The organism is Methanocaldococcus jannaschii DSM 2661 (assembly GCF_000091665.1).
GTDB classification, from domain to species: Archaea; AGJL01; Methanococci; order Methanococcales; family Methanocaldococcaceae; genus Methanocaldococcus; species Methanocaldococcus jannaschii.
In genome coordinates this window covers 1,606,288-1,632,613 of the sequence record NC_000909.1, presented here as the reverse complement: position 1 = coordinate 1,632,613, position 26,326 = coordinate 1,606,288, and the positions used below count along the sequence as shown (strand labels likewise).

The 26,326-nt window shown below is 31.8% G+C and carries 22 protein-coding genes; 9 read left to right on the top strand and 13 right to left on the bottom strand.

Translation table 11 applies throughout. The features are described from left to right. Positions 1 to 78: 78 nt before the first annotated feature. Both MJ_RS08780 and MJ_RS08775 read left to right on the top strand, forming a co-directional pair. On the top strand, positions 79 to 1,188 hold the full coding sequence (locus MJ_RS08780) for a 60S ribosomal export protein NMD3 (protein ID WP_209320030.1): 1,110 nt from the start codon (positions 79 to 81) through the stop codon (positions 1,186 to 1,188). Positions 1,189 to 1,196: 8 nt separating this feature from the next. Beyond that, positions 1,197 to 2,354: a class I SAM-dependent rRNA methyltransferase gene (locus MJ_RS08775; protein ID WP_064496889.1), complete on the top strand. Its 1,158-nt coding sequence runs from the start codon at positions 1,197 to 1,199 to the stop codon at positions 2,352 to 2,354. On the opposite strand, the gene purQ is transcribed toward MJ_RS08775, so the two are convergent. The 7 genes from purQ to MJ_RS08740 all read right to left on the bottom strand — a co-directional run bounded on the left by purQ (position 2,351) and on the right by MJ_RS08740 (position 9,588). Then, the gene (gene purQ, locus MJ_RS08770; RefSeq protein ID WP_010871172.1) at positions 2,351 to 3,043 is read right to left on the bottom strand and encodes a phosphoribosylformylglycinamidine synthase I; all 693 of its coding nucleotides are present in this window, start codon (positions 3,041 to 3,043) and stop codon (positions 2,351 to 2,353) included. The genes MJ_RS08775 and purQ overlap by 4 nt on opposite strands. A gap of 143 nt (positions 3,044 to 3,186) precedes the next feature. Beyond that, on the bottom strand, positions 3,187 to 3,477 hold the full coding sequence (gene hmvA / locus MJ_RS08765; protein WP_010871171.1) for a DNA-binding protein HmvA: 291 nt from the start codon (positions 3,475 to 3,477) through the stop codon (positions 3,187 to 3,189). A 65-nt stretch (positions 3,478 to 3,542) separates the two neighbouring features. Beyond that, entirely contained in the window at positions 3,543 to 4,166 is a 624-nt protein-coding gene (locus MJ_RS08760) for an orotate phosphoribosyltransferase-like protein (protein WP_064496888.1), read from the bottom strand. Positions 4,167 to 4,202: 36 nt separating this feature from the next. Beyond that, positions 4,203 to 4,934 (bottom strand): 7-carboxy-7-deazaguanine synthase QueE, encoded by a 732-nt coding sequence (locus MJ_RS08755; protein WP_010871169.1) that lies wholly within the window; start codon positions 4,932 to 4,934, stop codon positions 4,203 to 4,205. Positions 4,935 to 4,949: 15 nt separating this feature from the next. After that, complete coding sequence (locus tag MJ_RS08750) at positions 4,950 to 5,474, bottom strand: DUF996 domain-containing protein (protein WP_064496887.1); 525 nt, start codon at positions 5,472 to 5,474, stop codon at positions 4,950 to 4,952. Positions 5,475 to 5,630: 156 nt separating this feature from the next. Beyond that, positions 5,631 to 9,140, bottom strand: coding sequence for a chromosome segregation protein SMC (smc, locus tag MJ_RS08745; protein ID WP_010871167.1), 3,510 nt, complete (start codon positions 9,138 to 9,140; stop codon positions 5,631 to 5,633). Continuing rightward, the gene (locus MJ_RS08740; RefSeq protein WP_010871166.1) at positions 9,103 to 9,588 is read right to left on the bottom strand and encodes a DUF2507 domain-containing protein; all 486 of its coding nucleotides are present in this window, start codon (positions 9,586 to 9,588) and stop codon (positions 9,103 to 9,105) included. Before MJ_RS08740 ends, smc begins: the two co-directional genes overlap by 38 nt. A 385-nt stretch (positions 9,589 to 9,973) precedes the next feature. Here MJ_RS08740 and MJ_RS08735 point away from each other — a divergent pair, with 385 nt between their 5' ends. Both MJ_RS08735 and trmY read left to right on the top strand, forming a co-directional pair. After that, positions 9,974 to 10,819: a PhoU domain-containing protein gene (locus MJ_RS08735; RefSeq protein WP_064496886.1), complete on the top strand. Its 846-nt coding sequence runs from the start codon at positions 9,974 to 9,976 to the stop codon at positions 10,817 to 10,819. A 129-nt stretch (positions 10,820 to 10,948) separates the two neighbouring features. Beyond that, positions 10,949 to 11,566, top strand: a complete 618-nt coding sequence (gene trmY / locus MJ_RS08730) for a tRNA (pseudouridine(54)-N(1))-methyltransferase TrmY (RefSeq protein ID WP_010871164.1) — start codon at positions 10,949 to 10,951, stop codon at positions 11,564 to 11,566. A gap of 14 nt (positions 11,567 to 11,580) precedes the next feature. On the opposite strand, the gene MJ_RS08725 is transcribed toward trmY, so the two are convergent. Beyond that, positions 11,581 to 11,985: a hypothetical protein gene (locus MJ_RS08725; RefSeq protein WP_162484772.1), complete on the bottom strand. Its 405-nt coding sequence runs from the start codon at positions 11,983 to 11,985 to the stop codon at positions 11,581 to 11,583. A gap of 177 nt (positions 11,986 to 12,162) precedes the next feature. Here MJ_RS08725 and MJ_RS08720 point away from each other — a divergent pair, with 177 nt between their 5' ends. Beyond that, positions 12,163 to 12,945: a DUF7411 family protein gene (locus MJ_RS08720; protein WP_010871162.1), complete on the top strand. Its 783-nt coding sequence runs from the start codon at positions 12,163 to 12,165 to the stop codon at positions 12,943 to 12,945. On the opposite strand, the gene MJ_RS08715 is transcribed toward MJ_RS08720, so the two are convergent. The 3 genes from MJ_RS08715 to MJ_RS08705 form a co-directional block, all read right to left on the bottom strand. Further along, entirely contained in the window at positions 12,931 to 14,280 is a 1,350-nt protein-coding gene (locus MJ_RS08715; RefSeq protein ID WP_064496885.1) for an ATP-binding protein, read from the bottom strand. The genes MJ_RS08720 and MJ_RS08715 overlap by 15 nt on opposite strands. Positions 14,281 to 14,407: 127 nt before the next feature. Then, positions 14,408 to 15,379, bottom strand: coding sequence for a methenyltetrahydromethanopterin cyclohydrolase (gene mch, locus MJ_RS08710; protein ID WP_010871160.1), 972 nt, complete (start codon positions 15,377 to 15,379; stop codon positions 14,408 to 14,410). 63 nt (positions 15,380 to 15,442) lie between these two features. Beyond that, positions 15,443 to 16,687, bottom strand: a complete 1,245-nt coding sequence (locus MJ_RS08705) for an RNA-guided endonuclease TnpB family protein (RefSeq protein WP_010871159.1) — start codon at positions 16,685 to 16,687, stop codon at positions 15,443 to 15,445. Between the two features lie 199 nt (positions 16,688 to 16,886). Here MJ_RS08705 and mptE point away from each other — a divergent pair, with 199 nt between their 5' ends. Together mptE and MJ_RS08695 are read left to right on the top strand one after the other, a co-directional pair. After that, positions 16,887 to 17,612, top strand: a complete 726-nt coding sequence (gene mptE, locus MJ_RS08700; RefSeq protein ID WP_010871158.1) for a 6-hydroxymethyl-7,8-dihydropterin pyrophosphokinase — start codon at positions 16,887 to 16,889, stop codon at positions 17,610 to 17,612. A 116-nt stretch (positions 17,613 to 17,728) separates the two neighbouring features. Continuing rightward, positions 17,729 to 19,156, top strand: a complete 1,428-nt coding sequence (locus MJ_RS08695; RefSeq protein WP_064496884.1) for a DHH family phosphoesterase — start codon at positions 17,729 to 17,731, stop codon at positions 19,154 to 19,156. A gap of 14 nt (positions 19,157 to 19,170) precedes the next feature. On the opposite strand, the gene MJ_RS08690 is transcribed toward MJ_RS08695, so the two are convergent. Both MJ_RS08690 and glgP read right to left on the bottom strand, forming a co-directional pair. Beyond that, a complete protein-coding gene (locus tag MJ_RS08690; protein WP_064496883.1) occupies positions 19,171 to 19,860 on the bottom strand; it encodes a radical SAM protein in 690 nt (229 codons plus the stop codon). A gap of 16 nt (positions 19,861 to 19,876) precedes the next feature. Further along, a complete protein-coding gene (gene glgP / locus MJ_RS08685) occupies positions 19,877 to 21,436 on the bottom strand; it encodes an alpha-glucan family phosphorylase (protein ID WP_010871155.1) in 1,560 nt (519 codons plus the stop codon). Between the two features lie 446 nt (positions 21,437 to 21,882). On the opposite strand from glgP, the gene MJ_RS08675 reads away from it, so the two are divergent. Beyond that, positions 21,883 to 25,293 carry a DNA-directed DNA polymerase II large subunit gene (locus MJ_RS08675; protein ID WP_064496881.1) on the top strand — a complete coding sequence of 1,137 codons (3,411 nt, stop codon included), beginning with the start codon at positions 21,883 to 21,885 and terminating at the stop codon, positions 25,291 to 25,293. Positions 25,294 to 25,326: 33 nt separating this feature from the next. Further along, positions 25,327 to 26,205 carry an MBL fold metallo-hydrolase gene (locus MJ_RS08670; protein WP_010871153.1) on the top strand — a complete coding sequence of 293 codons (879 nt, stop codon included), beginning with the start codon at positions 25,327 to 25,329 and terminating at the stop codon, positions 26,203 to 26,205. Positions 26,206 to 26,326 lie beyond the last annotated feature (121 nt).

Below are 26,326 nucleotides of genomic sequence, written 5' to 3'. Positions count from 1 at the left end.
CATGAAAGAATTTTATTTTATTTTTATACCTACATGATAATGGTAAATTTACGGATAATAAATTTTATTGGTGATATTATGAAGATTAGGGGAATTTGCTACAGATGTGGAGCTGAAGATGAACTTATAGATGGACTCTGCCCAATTTGCTATGCTCAGGAGCATCCATTAATTGAAGTTCCAGATAGAGTTGAGATAGAAGTTTGTCATATGTGTGGTTCTTACAAAAGAAAAATTTGGCAAACACCAAAAAGTGAAGAAGCATTTGAGATATTGAATGAAATTGCTTATTATGCAACAAAAGACGCTATTAAAAAGAAAAGTGTTATGGTTGAAGTAGAGATTTATCCTGAAGTTACCCAACTTCCTGGAGGGAAGAGAAGTAAGTTAATTATTCCAGTGCATATTGTAGCCAGGGGAAGATTACCGGGAGAGAAAGAAGACAGAACCTATGAGAAAGATATAGAAGTGCATTTAAGGATGGTTCAGTGTCCAAGATGTTCAAGATTTATGTCTAACTATTATGAGGCAACCTTACAAGTTAGGGCTATGAATAGATATTTAACTGAAGAGGAGAGAGAGGAGTTGGATAACTTTGTTAGAGAAGAGTTGGCTAAAAGATTAAAGAAGGATAGAATGGCATTTATAGCAAAATTCATTCCACAAAAAGAGGGATTGGATTATCAGCTTGGTTCAGTTGGAGCTGCAAGGAATGTAGCTCAAAGAATTAAAGAGAAATATGGTGGAAAGATTACTGAAACTGCTACATTAGTTGGAGTGGATAGAGATAGTGGAAAAGAACTTTATAGAGTTACTGTTTCTGTAAGGGTTCCTGAATATAAAGTTGGGGATGTCGTTGAGTATAAAGATAAATACTACTTAGTTACTGCGATAACTGAAGATAAGGTTTATATGAAATCTATTGATTATAAAAGAGAAAAAATCGGATTAGCTTGGCATATAGCAGAGAAGGAAACAAAAATGGCAAAAAAGAAGGATGAATTAGACACTGCAACGGTTATAGCTACAACTCCAACCATTATGGTTATGGATGACAAAAGTTATGAGGTTTATGAATTTGATAACATTGGAGATGTGAAGATTAAAGAGGGTGATAAAGTTAAGATATTTAAAAAAGAAGGGGTTTCTTATTTGGTAAATAAAATAGAGGGAAAAGATAAACAATAACTTTGGTGATGATATTGATTAAATTAGAGATAGACAGAAGGGCTTACAATTCAATAAAAAATTTTTCAAGGTTAGTTTATACAAAAGCCATAAAAAATAGAGGGGATTTACCAAAAAAAGAGGAAATCGTTACTTTAACTTATAATGGAAAATTTGTTGCTAAGGCTTTATATAACCCTAAATCAGTAATTTTAAAAATTTTAACTACTGAAGATGAAGAAATTGATTATGATTTCTTCTACAAAAGAATATTTAACGCTAAAATTTATAGAGAAAATATTTTAAATTATAAAAACACTTACAGATGGATTTATGCTGAAGGAGATGAGTTACCAACAATAATATTTGATAAATACAACGAGCTCGGAGCTATGCAGTTGATGTCAAAGCTCATTGAAAAGGAGTATTTAAAAGATATTGTTGATATTTTATTTGAATTATCTGACTTAGAAACAATATATGTCAAAAGAGGAAAGAAAGGGGAAAGAATTAGGGACAAAATCTTTGGAGATAAAAATAAATTTGAAACAGTTATTAAAGAAGGAGATGCTAAATTTAAAGTGAATGTTAGAGGGCATAAAACAGGCTTTTTCTTAGACCAGAGGGAGAATAGATTATATCTTGAGAAGTTTATAAAAGAGGGAGATAGAGTTTTAGATATCTGCTGTTATACTGGAGGTTTCTCTGTTCATGCAGCGATAAGAGGAGCTGAAGTTGTAGGAGTAGATTTGTCCAAAAAGGCATTAAAATTGGCAGAAGAAAACATAGAGTTGAACAATATTCCAAAGGACAGATATGAGTTTATTGAAGGGAATGCCTTTGAAGTTATGAAAGAGATGATTGAGGATAAAGAGAAGTTTGATGTTGTTATATTAGACCCTCCAGCTTTTACACAGACAGAGGATGACATAAAAAATGCCCTAAGGGCTTATGCATCTTTAAATTATTTGGGGATAAAGTTAGCTAAAAGAATATTTGTCACTTGCTCTTGCTCTCACCATGTAGATAAAGAAATGTTTAAAAGAACAGTTATATCTTCTGCCTTTAGAGCAAAAAAAGAGTTAATTATGATTGATTATAAAGGACAAGCTCCAGACCATCCAATATCTATAGGAAATAAAAATCTTGAGTATTTAAAATGTATTTTCTTTTATGTTAAGAATTAAATCCTCTTAGCATAATCTATCATGCCCTTAAACATTTTCAACCCATCATCTGAACCAAGAATCTTTTCACTTGCTCTCTCTGGGTGTGGCATTAATAAAACGCAGTTTTGATTTTCATTGCAAACTCCAGCTATATTATCAATAGAACCATTTGGATTTGCTTCTTCAGTTACTTCACCAGTTTCATCACAGTATTTAAAGACAATCATGTTATTTTTATACATATAATCTAAAGTCTCATCATCTGCATAGAATCTTCCCTCAGCATGGGCGATAGGAATTTTTAAAACCTCTCCTTTTTTATAATATTGAGTGAATGGTGTTTTGTTATTTTCAACCCTAATATAAACCCATTTACAGATAAATTTTGCATTTAAGTTGTTTGTCAAAGTTCCTTTTGAAAATCCCGCCTCTAAACCAATTTGAGCACCATTACATATTCCTAAAACTGGCTTTCCTTCTTCAACCATCTTTTTTAGACCTTTAATTATAGGAGTTCTTGCACTAATTGCTCCTGCTCTTAAATAATCCCCATAGGAAAATCCTCCTGGAATAACTGCTCCTTTATAGCTATCTAAATTTTCTTGAGTAAAGAAAACAAGTTCTGGCTCTCCACCAGCTAATTTAACTGCATGACATACATCTAAATCACAATTAGTCCCTAAGAATTTTGTCACTGCTATCTTCATGCTCTCCCCTTGTTACTAATCCTGATGTTATTAATCTATAGTTCTTTTCAAAATATTTTGTAATAACTAAGGCACTGATGAACTCCTTCCTAATGGAAGGAGTTCAAACTTCCTTAATAAATTTTATTCACTTTTGAAAAGAACTATAATTCAGATGTTATTACATTCAACATCTCTTTAATTAATATTGGCATCTTATCAGTTCTTTCACTAAGTTCCATAATCTTTCTCTTTAATCTTTCATCATCACACTGTTTAATATCTCTTGCTTTAATTGTTTTTCTCCCTTCCTTTCTTGCATTTTGCTCTGCAACTTCAGTTGTTATCTTTATAATTTCTTCAAGCATATTACAGAGTTCATCAACCGCCTCTGCAGAGATGTTAAAGTCTGTGTGTTGTTTCATAATCCTCTTTACTGTAGCTTTTGGTAACATAAATATATACCTCCAAAAATTTTTGAAATAAAAATAATAAAAATAAAGATAATAAAATGTTTATTTTATTTTTGCTCTACATTTACAGCCCCTATTCTAATCAATGGAATTAAAGGAACGCCTTCAATCTCATCCAATCCACTTTTATCTATCAATACAACTACTAATTTTGGGCTGCATACTTCTTTCAACTGCTTTATACACTCCTTTAAAGTGCTTCCACTTGTTACAACATCATCTATGATAACAGCTCTCTTGTAATTTACAGCTGAGAAGTTTTGTGATATTGAACCAGTTATCTTTTTCCCTTCTTCAGATATATGCTTCTTTGGTATGTAGATAGTTAATTCTTTACCTAATTCGGAAGCTACCAAAGTAGCTATAGGAACTCCACTTGTAGAGACTCCAACAACGGTATCGAATTCGATATTCCTGCTCTTTAAAATATCAACTATTATTGAGCTAATGTATTTTAACCTATTTGCTGAGCTACCAATATTTTTCCAATCAATGAATATATCAACATTTTCAAGCTTTATAGCTTTTTCCTCCTCTTTTAACAATTTCTCAGCATTTAAAACCAAATATCTTGCTGTCTCCATTGATACATTTAGTTCCTCAGCAATCTCTCCAATTGTAAGTCCATTACTTTTTAACTCTATAACCTTTTTTAATAATTCTTTATTCATAATCTCCCTCATTCAATAATGATTTTACAGTATATGTTATAACATCCCCAAATACTTATGCATTTGTATTGTTAGCATAACATTATCTTTCAAATACTCTCCACATGCTTCCATAATTTCAAACAATTTCCTTTGAGAAGGAGATTTTATATTTCCATGGGGGGTTACTGGTTGAATGCATAAAGTTATATTTCCTATATCACTCAAATCCTTTGCTATTATTTTTACATCCTCTATATTTGTCTCTTCCATTATAACAACCTTTGCATAAATATCAGAATTTAAATTATACAGCTTTTTTATTGTTTTAAGCTCATTTTTATAGAGTTTTTCATAATCTTCATCTTTTATATACTCAAAATGCTCTTTCAACTTTATATCAATGGATGCGATATCAAAATAAAAAATTCTCTCTGGAAACATCCCATTGCTCTCTAAGAAAGTTCTGTATCCTTTATCTTTTAAAATTTCAGCGATTTCTTTTATTTGTTTATGGTAGAGTAATGGCTCTCCTCCTGTAAAAGATACTGCAAACAAATCTGGTGTTTTTAGCTTATCTATAGCGTTTATTATGTCTTCAATCTCCATCTTTTGCAGAGTTTCAAATTCTCCACTTCCAGGGATTTTTTCCACTCTATTAAAATATCCTTTGCTCTCTTCATCGCAATAAACACAGTTTAATGGACATCCAGCAAATCTCACAAATATAAACCTTCTCCCTATATATTTTCCTTCTCCCATTATTGAGTTAAAAATTTCCCTTATCATCTTACCCCATTTTATTTAATTCTCACTTTTTAAATCATCAGGTAAAGAGAAATATGCAACAATCTCTAAAATTTGGGCAACAATTATTACAATAATCCCAACAATCACTATTAAAAGTAGTGTTCCAATAAAATACAGCAATCCACAAATTCTAAATGAATCAACACCAGTGTAATATGAAACCTTTTCATAACTTTTCTTTATAAAGTAACCTCCAATAACTGAAAGGATATAAAACAAAATAACACCAACTAAAAAAGATGACATTGCCGTTAGTCCATAATCTAGTGGGATAAATGAAAGAGATACAAAAGAAATTCCTACTGCAAAAATTACAATTAATACAGCTATTATCCATAAAACAACACCATATAAATATTTTTTAAACACCTCATCATCATTAAAAATCTTTGAAATCTTATTTAATGCCAGCAGTATTAAAACATATCCAGCAATAGCTAAAATTCCCCCAACTGCATAAGAAACTAAATTTAATACCGCCCCAATACCTCCTAAATATTTAGCTTCTTTTAATTCCATTTTAATCACCTAAAAATAAACTAAAAATAAGCCTCTTAGAATCTATAATCTAATCCCTACAACTTTACTTAATCCATTTTCACACCATAGGGCTCTGCCCTATTGGAATATCCGGGATGCACTGCCTCGCTAACGCTTGGCAGTGCCTCTTAAACCTTATAATCTAATACCAACAACTTTACTTAAACCGTTTTCCATATAAACACCATAAACAACATCTGCCTTACTAACCATCTGTTCTCTATGGCTTATAACTATAAATTGGCTGTCTTTAGAGGCGTTTTTAATCATATCAGCAATTAAAGAGACGTTTTTTACATCTAAAGCGGCATCAACTTCATCCAATACATAGAATGGCGAAGGATTTAGCCTTTGAATAGCAAATAAAAATGCTAAAGCTGTTAATGATTTTTCTCCCCCACTCATAGCATCTAAGCTTAAAAGCTTTTTGCCTCTTGGAGATGCATCTATCAAAATCCCTCCTTCAAATGGATTCTTCTCATTCTCTAAGCTCAGCTTCCCAATACCTCCAATCTCCTTATATACTTCCTCAAAGTTCTTAGCTACCTTGTTAAAAACCTCCATAAAGACTTCTTTCTTTTTATTTTCAAGCTCTTCCATCAATTGGAGATATTTTTTCTCATCTCTCTCATACTCTTTTCTTTTTTCTATCAACTCCTTGTATCTCTCTGCCACATAGTTATAGTCTTCAATAGCCCTCATATTAACTGGTTCTAAGCTTTTTATCTCATTCTCAAGCTCTCCTATATATATCTCAAGTTCTTCAATGTCTTTTTTCTCCAACTCTTTACTTACATCAACTTTTTCGCATAGATAAAGCTTTCTCTCCTCTTCCTCCAACTTACTTTCATACTTCGCCTTTTCAACCATGAGTTCGTTTATTCTGTTTTCAATGTCTCTAACTTTCCTTAATATCTCTCTTCTCTCTCTTTCTAAGGTTTCTATCTCTTTCTCAAGCTGTTCCTTTTTTTCGGTCAGCTCTTTTAGGTTTTTAGCTAATTCCTCATATCTCTTCCTCTTCTCCTCCAATATAGATAGATTTTTTTCAATACTCTCTTTATAGAACGATATATTCTTCTCCAATATGACTTTTTTATTTATTAGCTCAGAGACTTTCTTATTCAGTTCCTCAATCTTTGGAATTAATATCTCTTTAACTAAAGTAAGCCCTTTATCAATCTCATTTTTTAATTTGGCTTTCTCTTTCTCTAAAATCTTTAATTCCCCTTCAATTTCGTTCATTCTCTTTAAGTTTTCATCACTTTCATACTCCTTCAGCTCATTAATTATCTTCTCCCTTCTTTCAATCAACTCATTTATTTTACTCTCAATTTCATTAATCCTATTTAAAATCTCCTCCCTCTTAAGATTCAACTCCTCCAACTCCTCTAAAATATCTTTATTTTTCAACTCCAACTCTTTTATCTTTATAGTGTTCTTTTCAGCAATCTCTCTCTTCCTCATTTCATTCTTTTTAATTATCTCTAATGTATTTTCAATCTCCATTTTTTTGGCAGAACTTCTCTTTACTATCTTACTTAATCTCTCAATTTCTTCTTTTATCTTCCTCAACTCACTCTCAATGGCTATAATTTCATCAGCTATCTTATTCAGCTTACTTAAATCAACATCAACCTTTATCTTTGCCTTACTTTTAAAAGTCCCTCCAATCATCGCCCCACTCGGCTCTATAACATCTCCATCTAATGTTACAAACCTCACCTTTCTGTATTTTTTAGCCAACTCCTTAGCTATATCAATATTTTCAACAACTACAGTGTTTCCAAACACATACTCAAAAACTCTCCTATATTTTTCATCAAACTCCACTAAATCAATAGCTCTACCAATAACTCCATCTTCATCAATATAATACGCCTCTCTGCCCTCAATTCTATCCAATGGCAAAAACGTGGCTCTTCCAAGCTTTCTCTCTTTTAAATACTTTATAGCTCTAACTGCATCATCCATTCTCTTAACAACTATATGATTCAGCCTATTTCCAGCTGCTACTTCTATAGCTGTTTTATACTCAATTTTTGTCTTTCCTAAATTACCAACAATGTCGATAATTCCCGGTAAGTTGGCATTCAATATCTCTCTAATTGCCCTATCCATAGATAGCTCTTCCATCTCCTTTAAAGCCTTGATTCTTGCATTCTCTTTAACATACTCAGCATGTAACTCATCCAATTTAGCTTGTAGTTCTTTCTTTTTTTCCTCAAGTTCTTTAATCCCCCTCTTTGAAAACTCAATCTCAACGTTTAAATTTTCAAGCTCTAAATACAATGGCTTAGTATCAACGTCTTCAACAGTTTCAAGTTCCTCCTTTAACTTTTTAATCATCTCATTGTTTTTTTCAATTTCAAAATTCTTTCTGTTTATCAAATTATCTAAATCATTTAATTCTTTTTTTAGCCTATAGAGTTCGTTCTGGTTTTTAGCTATTTCATCAGCTATCTCCATCTCAGATTCTTTTAAGTGTTTGATGATGCTCTCGCTTTCAGCAATAGCCTCTTTTAATCTCTCTTTTTCATAGTTGAGATTCTTGATTTTCTCTTCAATTTCTTTTATCTGCTGTTCTTTCTCAATAATGCTGTCTCTATTTTCAATAATCTTCTTTTGAGTTTCTTTAATCTCCTTCTTCTTATTTTCAATTTCAACTTCAACCTTTTTTAGCTCATTTATTGAGCTATCTAAAACCTTCTTATCGTTCTCAATCTCTACTTCAAGCTCTTTAATTGATTTATGAAGCTCTAAAACTTCTTCATTGCCCTTCTCGTTGAGTTCATTTATGATGTTGTTTAATCTAAGCTTTAAATTCTCAATCTCTACATCAATTTCTCTAACCTTGCTTAAAAATTCATTTTTAAGCTCTTCCAAATTTTTAATGTCATTTTGGATGTTCTCTAAAAGAACATTTAGGTAGCTAACTTTTTTTAATATCAAAGCATACTTAGCAGCTTTTAGCTCTTCATTTAATTTTATATATTTTTCTGCATCTTCTTTCTCTTTTTTAAGCTTCTTTAAATTGTTTTCAACCTCACTAATCCTTATATCAATCATCTCAATTAACTCTCTGGCTTTTTTTAACTCCTCCTCTGCCTTCTTCTTTTTTTCATCAAACTCTGCTATTCCACTAATCTCATCGATAATCTTTCTTCTCTCAATTGGTGAGATATTGATAATTTTCAACAAATCTCCTTGTGAAATAACATTATCTCCTAAAAGCCCCAATCTTCTAAATAAATCAATAATTTCATGCTTAGTCATCTTCTTTCTCTTCTCCTTATCGTTCTCTTTCCAAACTAAATAATAGTCTGTCTCTCCACTACTCTTTATCCTTCTTAAAATTCCTACTTTATCAGCATTAACATTGAAGGCATTATTCTCATTTGTAAAATATAAACAAACTTCAGCAAAATCTGCCCTCTTTCCGTTGTGGTAGGTTATCAAACCGCTGAATCTATTTGCTCTCAATTTTTTAGCAGAGGTTTTTCCAAGCACAAATAATATAGCATCGACTATGTTAGATTTTCCACTACCATTAGGCCCAACTATGGCTGTAAATCCCTTTGGAATATCTAAAGATAATTTTTTAAATGATTTAAAGTTTTTTAGTTCTATTTTTTCCAAAGTAACCATTACAATCACCAGATGATGCAAAACAATTTTCACTTTTTTTATTATCAACTAATCTAACTTCAAATTGGCAGAATTTATTTCCCAATCCCCAGCAATGAGTTTCTATTATGTAACACTTTTTATTAAATACATTTTCTATGTAACCTGCCAAAAACCCTGCCTCAAAATGACATAAGGGCTTTCCAACATCTGGCAATCCAGAACAGCTTATACAATCATATATTCTAATCTTTATAGGATTTTCACTAACCATTTCAATTCTTCCAAGTTTATACTCTTTATAGAAGTTACTTAATTCTTTAAAATTCTTAAAATTCAGATTTTTACTAAGTTCTTTACCAAAATAATACATTAACATTTCATTGTCAATACCAATATATTTCCTCAAATTCATAAATCTTAAAATTCTAAAAATAGACACATCTACATTTCTCCCAAGTTCTTCCATTCTCCACTACGGGAGTATTTAGGAATTTTAACTGATCTTCTCTCCACCTAAAGGGTGGAGGTTCCAACACGGAACACCCTGCTACTTATCGTCGCCGATAGGTCACAGGGCAGGTTGGTGTCATCGGGCAGAGTCAGAGCTACCCTCAATAAAGCATTATACTAATTTCAAGTATATAAAACTAATGTTTGTCTCGCCGCCTCCCTATCTTCGAGCGTAGCAAGGAGAGTTAATGAAATTCGAAGGATTTCATCTGAATCCTCTCCGAGCTAAAGCTTGGAGCTTCCTTAGCAACAACTAATGGTGAGTTTATAAAATATATACTTAAACTATTTATATGAAGCTTAAGTATAATAATTCATAAAATATGAATTTATGGGATAATATGTTGAGAGGTAAAGAAGCTACCTTAGCTGGGATAATAAGGGTCATCATTGAAGAAGAGCCAGAGACACAAGATGAAATTGCTGAAAAGCTTGGAATAAGTAGGAGGTATGTTGCTAAGCTTTTAAAGCCATTGATTGATGAAAAAATCGTTAGGCATCCATATATTGTAGATATGAGTAAATTGCATAAGATAAATTTAGAGTTTGACGAATATATCTTAATGAAAGAAATAAAAACTACCTTAGAAAAAATGGAAAAAACACTTTTAAATAACTTGGATTTGGTTTATACGGCTTTAAAAAATAGTGATAAGAAATTGGCTGAGGATATAATCATTAAAGACTATGCACTGAATAAGATGGAGGAAGAGGTTAGGATACTCTTAAGTATGAATGCTTTAAAATATTTGCCTGGAGCTTATGCCAATGCTTTGGCTACAATAGCATCAAATCTTGAGAGGTTGGGGGATTATATAGCAAACATTGCTGAAGAAGTAGTTCATGGACTTAAATTAGATAAAGACATTGAAAATGAAGTTAATATGATATTCACCCTTCTCAAAGAGATGCTAACTGAAGCTATAGACGTTGTTAAAAGTAAGAAAAAGGAGACAAAAATTCATGAGCTTGAGGAAAAGTTGCATAAAAACCTTGAGTTATTGCTAAACAAAGTTTTAGAAAATAAGAGGGAGGATTTAAACTTCTATGTTCAGTTTGGTATGTTTTTAAAGGACATTGAGAGATTTGGAGATAGATGTGTGAATATTGTAGATATTGCGTTAGAGTTATATCACAACATACCAAGAAATCCAATTCCTGAGAGGTTGAAAAGGGGAATGTTATAAGGGAATTTTTAATTTACACCTCTGAGCATAAGCGAAGAGGTGTTAGCTTTGATGAAATGGAAAGCTTTGCTTTCCAGCTACAAATCCGTTAGGATTTGTTAAACTTTATTAAAGTTTCGGAGGGATGTTATGAGAGAATTTATATTCAAAGCAAATAAAACCATAACCTCCTCAGATATAAATTTAAAGGATTTACCTGGGAGTTGTGGAAGGTTGGATTTGTTATGCAGATGTGTGAGTGACGCTTTCTTTTTATCCCATGATATAAGGAGGGACGTTGTTTTCTATGCTGTTCTTTATGGACAGCCAAATCCTCCTGTTTGCATAAAATTTGTTGGTAGTGAGTTAAAAAAGGTTTCTCCAGATGAAAGGAATATAGCAATATTTATAAAAAAAGCCCTTAAAAAATTTGAAGAACTTGATGAAGAGCAAAGAAAGGATTGGAATCAATCAACTCCTGGAATTTACGTTAGAAGATTGGGATTTAGGAATTTAGTTTTGGAAAAGTTGGAAGAAGGAAAGAATATTTATTATTTACATATGAATGGAGAAGATGTTGAGAACGTTGATATAGAAAATCCAGTTTTTATAATTGGAGACCATATTGGTATTGGAGAGGAGGATGAAAGGTTTTTAGATGAGATTAAAGCTAAAAGAATCTCCCTATCTCCATTAGAATTGCATGCAAATCATTGTATTACTATAATACACAATGTTTTAGATAAGAAAAGAATATGTGAGATTTAATATGTTGTTAATTGTTAAATATCTAATTTCAAAGTTATTTCCTCAATATTATTTAAATCTATAGTTGTTTTACCATTTATAACCAGAGTTCCACTGTTTATGACTAACTTGTTATCATCATAATCTTCAATATTTGGTGTATTTAGATTATGAGTTATGATAGAATCATCTTTTAGTTTAAGTCTTATTTCAATAATATTAATGTTATCTCCATTTTCCTTCTTTCTTCGTAATTCATTAATTAAGCCTCCTAATTTTGTAATTTCAGAATTTCTTTCATCTATTTTTTTGTCATCCAACACATTATCTACTACTATATCTCCACTGGAATTTTCAAGATTTACTTTAATATTATATGGAGAATTCTTGTCTAATGGTTCAAAGAAAGGTCTGTATTTTGCTGGTATATATAGAGACAAATCCCCACCCAAGCGTAAAACAAAATACATAATACTGTCTCCCTTAATAACAAAATACACAATCCCACCTCTTTAATATAGTCATTAGTATTATATATTGACATATTAGTATAATCAAAAAAGAAGAAATATATTAAACTTACGTAATTACATATAACAATTTTTGAGGGTTAAGTTATGAATTTTGAAAAAATTATAGAGGAAAAAGTAAATCAAAAACTCAAAGAATTGAGGCTAAAAAACTCCTTAGAAATTTTAGAGAAATTAGATATTAATACAGAGCTTAAAGAAGCTTTAAAATCCACGCTTTTAAAGAGATTAAATGGAGAGAAAGAGTTTTATAAAATTTCCATTGATAAAAAGCCAAAGGCAGTTGTTGCATTTAGTGGAGGAGTTGATAGCTCTACATCTGCAATAATAGCAAAGCAGATTTTTGATGTTAAGGCAGTTTCTTGCTATTCAAAATATATAATGACAGATGAGATGAGAGAAAATGCCAAAAACATAGCTAAGAAGATTGGAATAAGTTTAGAATTTGTGAGTATTGATTTAGAGGAAGTTTATAAAGGAGTTGTTAATGGTAAATTTCATCCCTGCGGTAGATGCCATAAAGTTATCGAAAATGCAGTTATAGATTATGCCAAAAAAATAGATGCTGAGTTTGTTATATTTGGTGATTTATTAGCTTTTGGATATTTAGCTTTATATAGGGAGGATGAGATTTTTAGATTTAATCTACCTTCTTTTTTTGCCCTAACAAAGGATGAAGAGAGGGAGATATTAAAAAACAATGGCATTGAGCTAAAAATGAGTTATGGCTGCCCATTGTTAAAAATTTACCATAAACATAATAAGGGATATAAATTTACAATTCAAAGGATTTTGAGGGAAGTTAGGGGAAGGGTAGTTAATGAAGAAGAAGGATTCAAAAATATAGTTGAGATTTTAAATCAGCAATAAAAAACCCTTCCAGGGAATATATAAGATGTTACCTTCAACTTTTAACTCATCACCGATAATTATGCCCTTAGAAGCTTTAACCCTCTCCATACTCTTTAAAACTTGTTTTGATGATTTTTTGCCTAAGCCAACCTCGATAACAATCTTCTCCATATATGGAGAGATTAAAATAAAATCAGCTCCTCCTTTTTTTGGTTCATAACTTAGGCTATATCCTTTCTTTTTACAAAATAAGTATAGATAAAACGCTACAACATCTTCTAATAAAGAGCCATAACAAACATCATCTATCACAACTCCCATTTTATGCCATAATGCTGTCTTTATAGGAACTGGGAGGAATTTTATCTTTTGGGATTTTCTAACCTTTTTGTCCATTGAACCATAAGGATAGATTTTAAATAACAATTCACACTTTTCTAAGACATCAACTAAATTTATCAAAGTTCCTTTTGCGATTTCAAGGGTATTTGCTAAACTTTCATAGCTGTATCTCTCTCCCTTTGGATTGGCTAATAGATATAGCAATTTAAAGGCTTTATCTAACGTTTCCATGTCAAATTCTTTCACTTCTCTAACATCCTTATAAATAATCCTCTCTAACATTGTATAGATTTTATTATAAACTTCCAATTCATCATCTTCCAAAGCAAAGGGTAAAGAACCAATCCTTAAATATTTTTTAACATCTTCCTCTAAGATTTGGGAATAAACTTTGGCATACACTTTTTTGAAGTTGTCTAAGTTGTTATTTAAAATTACCTCTTCAAATAGGCTTTCAATCTTGATATTTTTTGTTAAATATAAATATTCTCTAAAAGTCATTGGATAAATAGGTTTATGCAATGCCCTCCTTGCCAAATCTGGACTTTCTCTAAGCTTTAAAGCAGATGAACCAGTAGCTATTATAAAAATATTGGTGGTGTCATAGAGGTTTTTTAAAACCAAATCCCAATGCCTTTCATACTGAATTTCATCAAGCAATAGGATTATCTTCTCTTCGTATAGATTGATACCAAAGATTTCTGAATAAGCTTTTAAAGCATCCATTAATTTGATGTCGTTAAGTTTTAACTCATCCATTGAAAAGTATAAAACTCTATTAGGCTCTATCTTTAATCTTGCATAGTGATAGATTTGAGATAAAAGTGTAGTTTTTCCCAAGCCTCTAAGTCCATACAAGAGGATTAACTCCTTTTTATCATTCTCAATGTATTTATCAACCTTTTCTTTTAAAATATCATAATCAAATCTCTTCTTCTCTTTGTTGTATCTTGAGAGTATTAAAGGAGTTTTTGCAATGTGGTTTAAAATATAGTCATTCAACTGAACCATAATACCACCAGTATAGCCATTTGATTGAACCAATATATAAAGGTATGGGAAAACTAAAAAAGCTCTAATCATTTTAATACCTAAAAAATAGCAAAAATATTAGATAATTAAAATTAAAAAAAGTTTTTTATAACTCTGTCCAGCCTAATGATTTTTTAAGGACTTCTGCATTGACCTTTCCAGCTCTATAGACTTTTCCAGTTGTCATATCGTTAATTACAACCACAGCTGGAGCAAACATTCCTTTGTCAATCTTGTAGAAGTCGTAATCAGCAGCTTTAAACACTTCCATGAATGGTTTTCCATAATCTTTTGAAGCACAAGATGGGAGAGCTTTGCATAAGCTTTCAATGTCATCGTTTTCATCACTCTTAATGTAGTAGTAGGTTATCCCACCATACAATACCATATCGTTTGTAGCTCCCATCATTGCGAAATCATCCCCTATTATTGGAGCAATTGGAGCTAAACCTGCCGCATATTTAACTTTATTAACATCAAACTCTAAAACTTCTAACATCTTGTATGTTCCGTTCTCAACGACTCTTCCACTAATCTGGATTGAACCAACTAATGAAGCAGTTGGAGCAACTAACAAATAAACGTTTTCTACTTCAACACCACATTCTTTAGCTACATATTCAGCAACTTCTTCATTTGGCAATTTTGAAGCCTCTAAACATAAAACAGCAACATCAGCATCATCTTCATAGCCAATCTCTTCATAGGTCTTTTTTGGCTTTTTAGCTAAAGCCCTTGCAGGTCCTGAACCCATAGCAAAGTATTTTCCAACTTTAACTGCCCATCCTGCCTTTTGAGCTCCCAATGTAGCAATTGCTGGATGTGATGTCTTTATCTTAACATAAGGTAAGGTTATGCCTTTACACTCACATGGTGATAAGGAGATGCCAACATGAGCTAAACCTCCCAAACAAATCTTTGTGAATAACTTTCCAGCTTTCCAGCTTCCAGGGACATTAACTCCACAGTCCAAAACAGTAGCTCCATTTTCTAATTTTATGACGTCAATATTTATCTCTTCTTTATTTTCTATCATTTTATTTACAATTTCTAATGCCTTTTTATTTACACTCAGCATCTTATCACCAATGGAACATGTAGCTTTATATGGGGTTCTCCCAACATGGTCAATTATAGATATTTAGGCAATTTCATTAAAATATTTTCCGTTATAATCTACTATATAAATCACGTTGGGATTGGGTGTCATCAGTTTCCCAAAGGAAACCTCTACCCCTGTCGTGGTAACCCCCGAGCCACCCATAATCTCTTTAATATTCCCTAAACCTCTTTTAAAAATATTATAGCAACCAACTAACTGTCTATTAAAAGAGTTTAAACAATTAGAGCAATAAACAACCTGTCCTTCTTGGGACTCCATTCTACTCCCGCATATAGGACAGATTGTTGATGTGTAGGCAGGATTAACCAAAATAACAATTGTTTTATAACTTATTTTTTCAATTAGGCCATTCCAATTTACTCTATCTATTTTTCTATTGAAGTATTTGCTTTTATACATTCTTCTTTTATTTAAATCCTCAAAAACAAAAATTGCATCTGGAAATAATCGAGATAGTTGAATAGTTAGTTTATGTAAGAAATCCTTAACCCTATTTCTTCTTCTTTCGAACAACCTATTTATCTTTCTCATAGCTCTCAAAGGAAACTTTTTAAGTAATTTTTTAAGAAAATCAATTTTTCTATCATAAACCTCCTTAATTCGATGTAATTCAGTTAAATCTACTCTAGTCCAACCTTCTATCGGATGAAATAAGTCAAGAGACCTTAGATTGCTATCCACTCCAACGATCATCCCTTTATCTGAATAGTTTAGGTTATCTTTGAAAGTTAAAAATGTTTCCTTTTCTTTTAAAATAATTTCTCCAATGGTTAAATTTTTAACCTTATCAAAAAACCACTCATTTTTAATATTTAGAATTAGGTAGTCCTTTCTTGGTTTTATCGTTATCCGTATCTCTCCTTTTTCTTTATCGTATTTTATTAGGGTTGTCTTAACTCTAACGAATAGCCTTTTTGCTATCGGTTTTGTTTTAGTTCTATAGCCCCTTTTGTAGTTAGACGCCCAACTTTGCAGGATAGAATAGGAGGTTTTTATAATCCCATCGATGTAGTGAGAAGCATAATTCCAGTTCTCTAAGAGTTTGTTTCTTAACTCTCTTTTAAATTCGTTTGATTTTGGTAATTTTGGATTATCTTTTTTAGTGTATTTGATATTATTCCAAATCATGTCTATGCATTCGTTTAATTTGTTCTTACACTCAATTAAAAAAGCTTTAAGTGGGTAGTTATGGCTAACTTTGTAGGATAGAACGACTTGGTAGAGCAATTCTTTATTATCCTTTAATTTTGTTTTATTTGACATATTAATCGTTATTGTATTTTGTATGATATTATACTGTTATATACTCAAAAAAGTTTTCCTCTATGTTACATTTGTTTATAGATTAAACAGTTTTGGAAGGTAGATAAATATATCTTATATAACTTGTATTTGTATTGTTTTTATAGTTTATGATTTAGGTTGATTTAAGCAGAGTAATCAAATAACTAAATGTGATAATATGGACATGAAGGAGTGGGAAATATTTTACAATAAAATTATGGAGGATTTTGGATTTGATAAAGACAAAGATGTTGAAAGTGCAGTAATCCTTAATAACATTTTAGAGAATGCCAATACAATACCTGTTGATAAGCTTAAAGATATTATTGAAGGTAGAGAAGTTTTTATCTTTGGTGCAGGTCCATCAATAAAAAAACATATCAACATTTTAAAAGAATTAAGGGAAATAAACTATAAGAATCCTATAATAGTGGCTGATGGTGCATGTAAAGCATTTTTAGAAGAAAATATAATTCCAGACATTATTGTCTCTGACTTAGATGGAGATTTAGAGGCGTTATTTGAGTGCAATAGAAAGGGTTCTATAATTGTAGTTCATGCACATGGAGATAATATTGAAAAAATTAAAAAGTATGTCCCAAAACTAAAAAATGTCGTTGGAAGTTGTCAAATACCAAATTATAAGGAGTTAAATTTGAGAAATGTAATCAATTTTGGCGGATTTACAGATGGAGATAGGTGTTGCTTTTTAGCCTATCATTTTAAAGCTAAAAAGTTAATCTTGGGAGGAATGGATTTTGGAATTTATATAACTAAATATTCCAGACCTAATATAAAAGAGGACATAGCAATAGGGGATGAAATAAAAATTAAAAAGTTGGAATATGCTAAAACATTAATAAATTATTTAAAGGATAAAATAGAGATTGAATTTTTAAAATAATTTAGGAAGGTTTATATACCATTCTAAATAAGTAATAGAAGATATGCCAATGTAAGTGTGACGATTATAAAAGAACTAATTTATACATTAATAACCAAATATTACACGTGATGAATATGATAACCGTAATAGGTTTTGGTTCTTTTGGTAGAAAAGTTGTAAATTTCATTAAAAATAAAGAACCAATTACGATTATTGATAAAAATATTGATGATGCTGATGATTTAGTAAAAGAAGGAGTAACTGTAATTGTTGGAGATGCCACTCAAGATGAAGTGTTGAAAAAAGCTAAAATTGAGAATGCAGATATTGTATTAATATTAACAAATGAACCAGAAGTTAATAGAAGGATAGCTGAAAGAGTTTGTGAGCTAAGTCCAAACTCATACAAAATTGCAAGAGCCATTCCAAGATATCCAGAACTTTATATGGGGCTAAATATAGATAAGATTATAAACATCTTAGAGAGTGGAGCTAAAGACATTGCAAAGGAAGTTGAAGATGCAAAATTAAAGAGAAAATTAATGCAATTAAAATCTGTGTTAATAGAAGGAAAGAAAAGATGCATGAAGTTGGAAAAAACAGAAGAAGAAAAAAAAGCTCCTCTTCTAATCTTAACACATATAAACCCAGACCCTGATGCTATAGCAAGTGCCATGGCTTTAAAAACACTTGCTGAAAGATGGGGAGTTGATTCAGACATTGCATATGGGGGAAATATTGGTTATGATGAAAATAAGGCAATGATAAATTTGTTAGGGATAAAACTTTTAAATGTTGAAGATATTGACTTAGATAATTACTGTGTCATTGCAGTCATAGATACATCAACATCAAAACAACTACCTATTGAACTTCCAAACATTGATATAATTATAGACCATCACAACAACACCGATTTAACTGCCAAATATATGGATGTTAGACCAGAAGTTGGAGCCACTGCTTCCATTTTAACACAATATCTTATGGAATTGGATATAGAGCCATCAAGAAACTTAGCCACTGCCTTATTTTATGGAATCCAATCAGATACTGACTACTTTAAAAGAGAAACGTCAAAATTGGATTTTGAAGCAGCAGCATACCTTCAAAGCTATATAGATGCTTCTATCTTAAATATGATAGAGAATCCAGAAATTTCAACAGAGGTTATGGAAGTTTTGGCTAAGGCAGTAATGAATAGAAGAGTAGTTAAAGGTAATATTGCCTTAGCTTATGTTGGGGAAATAAGTAATAGAGATGCTCTACCAAAAGCAGCTGATTTCTTATTAAAGATGGAAGGGATTTCAACAACATTCGTATTTGGTATTGTTGGAGATGAAATTCACATATCTGCAAGAACTAAGGATTTAAGGTTAAACCTTGGAGAGATATTAAATAAGGCATTTGGTGGAGGAGGACATCAAACAGCTGCAGCTGCCAAAATTCCTTTAGGAATATTTAAGGCAGTGTCTGATAAAGAAGCTTTAAGAAAATTAGTTGAAGAGGCAATTAGGGCTAAGATATTGGAAGTTATTGGTATAAAAGAAGAGGAGAAATAATTAAATTAAATAATTTAAATAATAACTTTCTTAGATTTTTTATGTCTTTTAAAATCTAAGGAGCAAGATACGTTAGAGAGATATTTTAAGGCTATTTCTTTTGCTTTTAATATTTTATCTTCATCAGGTTTTTCAGCATTCAAATTGTTGTTATATTTTACATATCCTGTAATTCTATAAGGTAAATCCCAATTGCTTAAAAACTTAGCTATTTTTTCAATTTCATCTAAATCAACAATATTTGGAATTAAGACAGTATCTATTTCAACCTTAAAATTGAATTCATCCCTATATTTCCCTATATAACTTATACAATCCAAAACTTTTTTGTTAGAGCATGAAGTTAAATATATATGTTTATTTTCATCATAAGCCTTTAAATCAATATGTATCTCATCAACTTCAAGCTTATCAAGCATATCTTTTAAATAATATCCATTTGTAGATAGCATAAGATAAAAACCCTCATCTTTTAACAGCTTTGTTAGTTCAGACAAGTCATTTTGTAAAGTTGGCTCTCCACCAGCAATTAAGATTTTATCTAATTTATAGTTCTCATTAACTTCTAAAATTTTATTTAAAATCTCATCTACACTATATTTTTTACAGGATAATGGTTTAAAGAAGCAGTATTTACATTTAAAGTTGCATCCATAAGTTAAGAGCGTTATCTTATCACTTAAAGATATATGGGAAATTAGCATTAAATCACCAAAAATTTTACTTATACAACTTCTCAGCATACTCCTTAGCCATTCTCTCAGCATCAAAGTATTCAACAATATGATTAACGCAGTTACAAGCTTTCATCCACCATCTTTCAGTATCATACATGTCAGCAACTTCTTCTAATAAATTGTATATGCAGTTAGCCACATAGGCATCATCATCCCTAACTCCATCGCCAATTGTAAAGCTATCATCCGGATACATTTTAGCCCATTCTACATGCCATCCATCTAAGGTACTCATGTGAATAGAAGCGTTCATAGAGGCGGTCATTCCAGATGTTCCAGATGCCTCATGATTTAGTTTTGGTGTGTTAAGCCAAATATCTGAACCCTGCTTTAACATCTTACTCAGCTTTAGTTCATAACCAGTTAGTATAGTAGCTCCTTTCATATCTCTTGTCTTTGATACAATCCAATTAAAAGTAGCTATCATGTTGTGGTCATTTGGATGGGGTTTCCCAGCCCAAATAACCTGTATTCTTTTCTTTTTCAACAACTCAAGTAATCTCATCTCATCATGAAGCAATATATGAGGTCTTTTATAAGCTGTGAATCTTCTTGCCCAAACAACAGTTAGTCTATCTTTTTTAAAAATCTTTCCAGTTTGGTCTGCTACTTCCTCAAATAGAATTTCTTTTAGTTCCATTTTTCTCTCTCTCAACATATCAATATCATATTTTTTTGCCGCCTCTCTAATAACAGGGTCTTGCCAGTAGTATTTATCTTGAGCGTTAGTTATAGCTACTATTTCACATCTATCCTTAACCCAGCTCCACATTCTATCGCAAACTTCTTTATGCTTTTTAGAGACAGCATTGGCTCTTTTACAAACTCTTAATGCACAAACTGTATAGTTAAATGGATTTCCTCCTAATTTTTCAGCTAATTTTACATCAACATTTCCAAAGAATCCCATGGATTTTAATAAGTTAATGTCTTGGGTTTCATTTCCTTCTGGTAAAGGTGTGTGAGTTGTGAAAACAGTATGTTCTCTTGTGTATTCAAGCCCATATTCTTCTATCAGCTTAAAGACTAAAGGTAAAGGATGAGGCTCATTCATGTGGAAGAGCTTTACATTTTCACACTCTTTGATAACTTTATATCCTCCAATTCCTAAAACAATCTGTTGTGCTATATGAAGTATATTGTTGGCATCATACAAGTTGTGAGTTATAGTTCTTGAGAAATCATCATTTTCTGGAATATCTGTTGTTAGAAAATAAATAGGGCATGTTCCAAAAACATCTTCTTCTAATTTATAAGCTTTAACCCAAACAGTGTTGTTGTTTATTGTAACTGGGACTTTTAATTTAATGTCTTCCAAAAAATCATAGTATTTTCTTATATATTCAACTTTCATCTTCCCTTCTCTGTCTCTTAATTGGTCATAATATCCATAGCTCCATAATATTGAAACTCCTACAAGAGGTTGATTCAATCTTTTAGCCGCTCTAAAATGAGAACCAGCTAAAAATCCTAATCCTCCAGCATAAGTTTTTAATGGTTGGTGAATTGCAAATTCCATACAGAAGTAGGCAGTTGGTTTCATTAATCTCCCCCAATTTTATTTTTTTAGGATTATTCATAATAAATTTTTATTAATTGAAAGACGCCAAAATGAAGTTCTTTATTTTTTAAGTAATGCCTTAAAAATAATATGAACTTAATGAAATCAATCTCTTTGCCATACTGTTTATTTAATATAATCCAGCCAACAATCCATAGTATGATTATTAAATATATTACGAAAAATAAAACTACGACTAAACTAATTAACATTACAATCCCTCAGAAATATTCACTGTTGCATGAATTAATATCTATTTTATTTATGTGGTTTATTTTTTATGTTTATTCCTTATATTCCTTAAGTTTTATTAGTTGTAAATATTTGGATATTCAATTTATATATGGCAAAGGTCTTATACTTAGTTGAAAATAAAATAAGTAAAGGAAAATTATCAAATTTTAAAAATATTTAAGTATGTGATTGTTATGGTTCATGTTGCATGCTCCGAAAATATGAAAAAGTATTTTGAAAACATTGTTGATGAAGTTAAAAAAATTTACAGAATAGCTGAAGAGTGTAGAAAAAAAGGTTTTGACCCAACTGATGAAGTTGAGATTCCTTTAGCTGCTGATATGGCTGATAGAGTTGAGGGATTGGTTGGGCCGAAAGGAGTAGCAGAGAGAATTAGAGAATTGGTTAAAGAGTTAGGTAAAGAACCAGCTGCATTGGAGATAGCTAAAGAAATTGTTGAAGGAAAATTTGGAAACTTTGATAAGGAAAAAAAGGCAGAACAGGCAGTTAGAACTGCATTAGCTGTATTAACTGAAGGAATTGTTGCTGCTCCATTAGAGGGAATTGCAGATGTTAAAATCAAAAAAAACCCAGACGGAACTGAATATTTAGCTATCTATTATGCAGGACCTATAAGAAGTGCTGGGGGAACTGCTCAAGCTCTATCTGTCTTAGTTGGAGATTTCGTAAGAAAGGCAATGGGTTTAGATAGATACAAACCAACAGAGGATGAGATTGAGAGATATGTTGAGGAGGTTGAGCTTTACCAATCAGAAGTTGGGAGTTTTCAATACAACCCAACAGCAGATGAGATTAGAACAGCTATAAGAAACATCCCTATAGAGATTACTGGAGAAGCTACAGATGATGTGGAAGTTTCAGGGCATAGGGATTTGCCAAGGGTAGAGACAAACCAACTGAGGGGAGGGGCTTTATTAGTTTTGGTTGAGGGAGTTTTATTAAAAGCTCCTAAAATATTGAGGCACGTTGATAAATTAGGAATAGAGGGATGGGACTGGCTTAAAGATTTGATGAGTAAAAAAGAAGAAAAAGAGGAGGAAAAGGATGAAAAAGTAGATGATGAAGAAATAGATGAAGAGGAAGAAGAAATTAGCGGATACTGGAGAGATGTTAAAATAGAGGCAAACAAAAAGTTTATAAGCGAAGTTATTGCTGGAAGGCCTGTTTTTGCCCATCCATCAAAGGTTGGTGGATTTAGGTTGAGATATGGAAGGAGTAGAAACACTGGTTTTGCTACTCAAGGATTTCATCCTGCCTTAATGTATTTGGTAGATGAGTTTATGGCTGTTGGAACCCAGCTAAAAACTGAAAGGCCGGGAAAAGCTACATGTGTTGTGCCGGTTGATAGCATTGAACCACCAATTGTCAAGCTAAAAAATGGAGATGTTATTAGAGTTGATACAATAGAGAAAGCTATGGATGTTAGAAATAGGGTTGAGGAAATTTTATTCTTAGGAGATGTTTTGGTTAATTATGGGGATTTCTTAGAGAATAATCACCCATTATTGCCAAGTTGTTGGTGTGAGGAGTGGTATGAGAAGATATTGATAGCTAATAATATAGAGTATGATAAGGATTTTATAAAGAACCCAAAGCCAGAGGAAGCTGTTAAGTTTGCTTTAGAAACAAAAACTCCACTACATCCAAGATTCACCTATCACTGGCATGATGTTAGTAAGGAAGATATAATCCTATTAAGAAATTGGTTGTTGAAAGGAAAAGAAGATAGCCTTGAAGGAAAAAAAGTTTGGATTGTTGATTTAGAGATAGAGGAAGATAAAAAAGCTAAAAGAATCTTAGAATTAATTGGCTGCTGCCACTTAGTTAGAAATAAAAAGGTTATAATTGAGGAGTATTACCCTCTACTCTACTCACTGGGCTTTGATGTTGAAAATAAAAAGGATTTAGTTGAAAATATAGAGAAAATCTTAGAGTCAGCCAAAAATAGTATGCATCTTATAAACTTATTAGCTCCGTTTGAAGTTAGAAGAAACACTTATGTATATGTTGGAGCAAGGATGGGAAGGCCAGAGAAAGCAGCACCAAGAAAGATGAAACCTCCAGTTAATGGTTTATTCCCAATAGGTAATGCTGGAGGGCAAGTGAGATTGATAAACAAGGCAGTTGAGGAAAACAATACAGATGATGTTGATGTTTCTTACACAAGATGTCCAAATTGTGGAAAAATTTCATTATATAGAGTTTGCCCATTCTGTGGAACTAAGGTAGAGTTAGATAACTTTGGAAGAATTAAAGCTCCATTAAAAGATTATTGGTATGCCGCTTTAAAGAGATTGGGTATAAACAAGCCAGGAGATGTTAAGTGTATTAAAGGGATGACATCCAAGCAGAAGATTGTTGAACCATTAGAAAAAGCTATATTGAGGGCGATAAATGAGGTTTATGTCTTTAAAGACGGAACTACAAGGTTTGATTGCACAGATGTGCCAGTAACCCACTTTAAACCAAATGAGATAAACGTTACTGTTGAAAAATTGAGAGAGCTTGGCTATGATAAAGATATTTATGGCAATGAGTTAGTTGATGGGGAGCAGGTCGTTGAGCTAAAACCACAAGATGTTATCATCCCAGAGAGTTGTGCAGAGTATTTTGTTAAGGTAGCTAATTTTATAGATGATTTATTGGAGAAGTTTTATAAAGTTGAAAGGTTTTACAACGTAAAGAAAAAAGAGGATTTAATTGGGCATTTAGTCATTGGAATGGCTCCCCACACATCTGCTGGAATGGTTGGAAGAATAATTGGTTATACAAAAGCAAATGTTGGTTATGCTCATCCTTATTTCCATGCTGCAAAGAGAAGAAACTGTGACGGGGACGAAGATTCTTTCTTTTTGCTATTAGACGCGTTTTTGAACTTCTCCAAAAAATTCCTACCAGATAAGAGAGGAGGACAGATGGATGCCCCATTAGTCTTAACAACCATATTAGACCCAAAGGAAGTTGATGGAGAAGTTCATAATATGGATACAATGTGGAGCTATCCATTAGAGTTTTATGAAAAAACCTTAGAAATGCCTTCACCGAAAGAAGTTAAGGAGTTTATGGAGACAGTTGAAGATAGATTAGGAAAGCCAGAGCAGTATGAAGGTATTGGCTATACTCACGAAACATCAAGAATTGACTTAGGGCCGAAGGTTTGTGCTTATAAAACATTAGGTTCAATGTTAGAAAAAACCACTTCCCAATTATCAGTTGCTAAGAAAATTAGGGCTACAGATGAAAGAGATGTTGCTGAGAAGGTTATTCAATCCCACTTCATCCCAGATTTAATTGGGAATTTAAGGGCTTTCTCAAGGCAGGCAGTTAGATGTAAATGTGGAGCTAAGTATAGAAGAATACCTTTGAAAGGGAAGTGTCCAAAATGTGGCTCTAATTTAATATTAACTGTCTCAAAGGGAGCTGTTGAGAAGTATATGGATGTTGCAGAGAAGATGGCTGAGGAATATAATGTAAATGATTATATAAAACAAAGATTAAAGATTATTAAAGAGGGGATTAATTCAATATTTGAAAATGAAAAAAGCAGACAGGTTAAGTTGAGTGACTTCTTTAAGATAGGATAAATTTTTAAATTTTTCTAAAAAAGTGGTGGAACTATGAAAGTCATTCCCTTAGCTTCTGAAAGCTTGGGGGTTAGGTCTTTAGCAACCTATGTTAAAACAAAGGATGTGGGGATTTTAATAGACCCAGGAGTTGCCTTAGCTCCAGATAGATATGGTTTAAAGCCAAATGATATAGAATTTGAAAAATTGAGAGAGATGAGAAATAAAATCAACGACTATGCGAAAAAATCTAATGTTATAACTATCTCCCATTACCATTACGACCACTACACTCCATTTTTTGATGATATATACTTGGAATCAAAGGATTATGCTAAAGAACTATACAAAGACAAAATTCTATTAATAAAACATCCAACTGAGTTTATAAATAAAAGTCAGATGAATAGGGCAAAAAAATTCTTAGAGAGCGTTAAAGATATTGCAAAAAAGATTGAATTTGCTGACAACAAAACATTTAAATTTGGGAAGACAGAAATAAAATTTTCCCCTCCATTCCCACATGGTAGGGATGATAAATTGGGATATGTCTTAATAACAACAGTTAAAGAGGGGAAGTTTAAATTTATGCACACCTCTGATACTCAGGGAATAATATTTGATGATATTAGAGATTACATAATTAAAGAAAAACCTAATCTAATACTTATGGGAGGCCCGCCAACATATTTGATGCATAGATATGGAAAAAAGAATTTAGAAAAGACAAACGAAAACTTAAAATATATAGTTGAAAATACTGGGGCTGAACTTATAATTGACCACCATTTATTGAGGGATAAAAAGTTTAGAGAAAAGATTAATGTTGATTTTAAAACAGTTGCTGAATTTTTAGGAGAAAAGAATTTATTGTTAGAGGCATATAGAAAAGAGATTAAGCAAGGAAAAGATATTAATGAGTTGTTTGGATAATACATCAAGAATAAGAATAAAGTTATTACGGTATAACTACCAAATATTTTAACCTCGATGATGAAAGTTACCCCCACTGACCTTTTTGGGATGAAGAAATCGGCACTGTCTGAGAGGTATT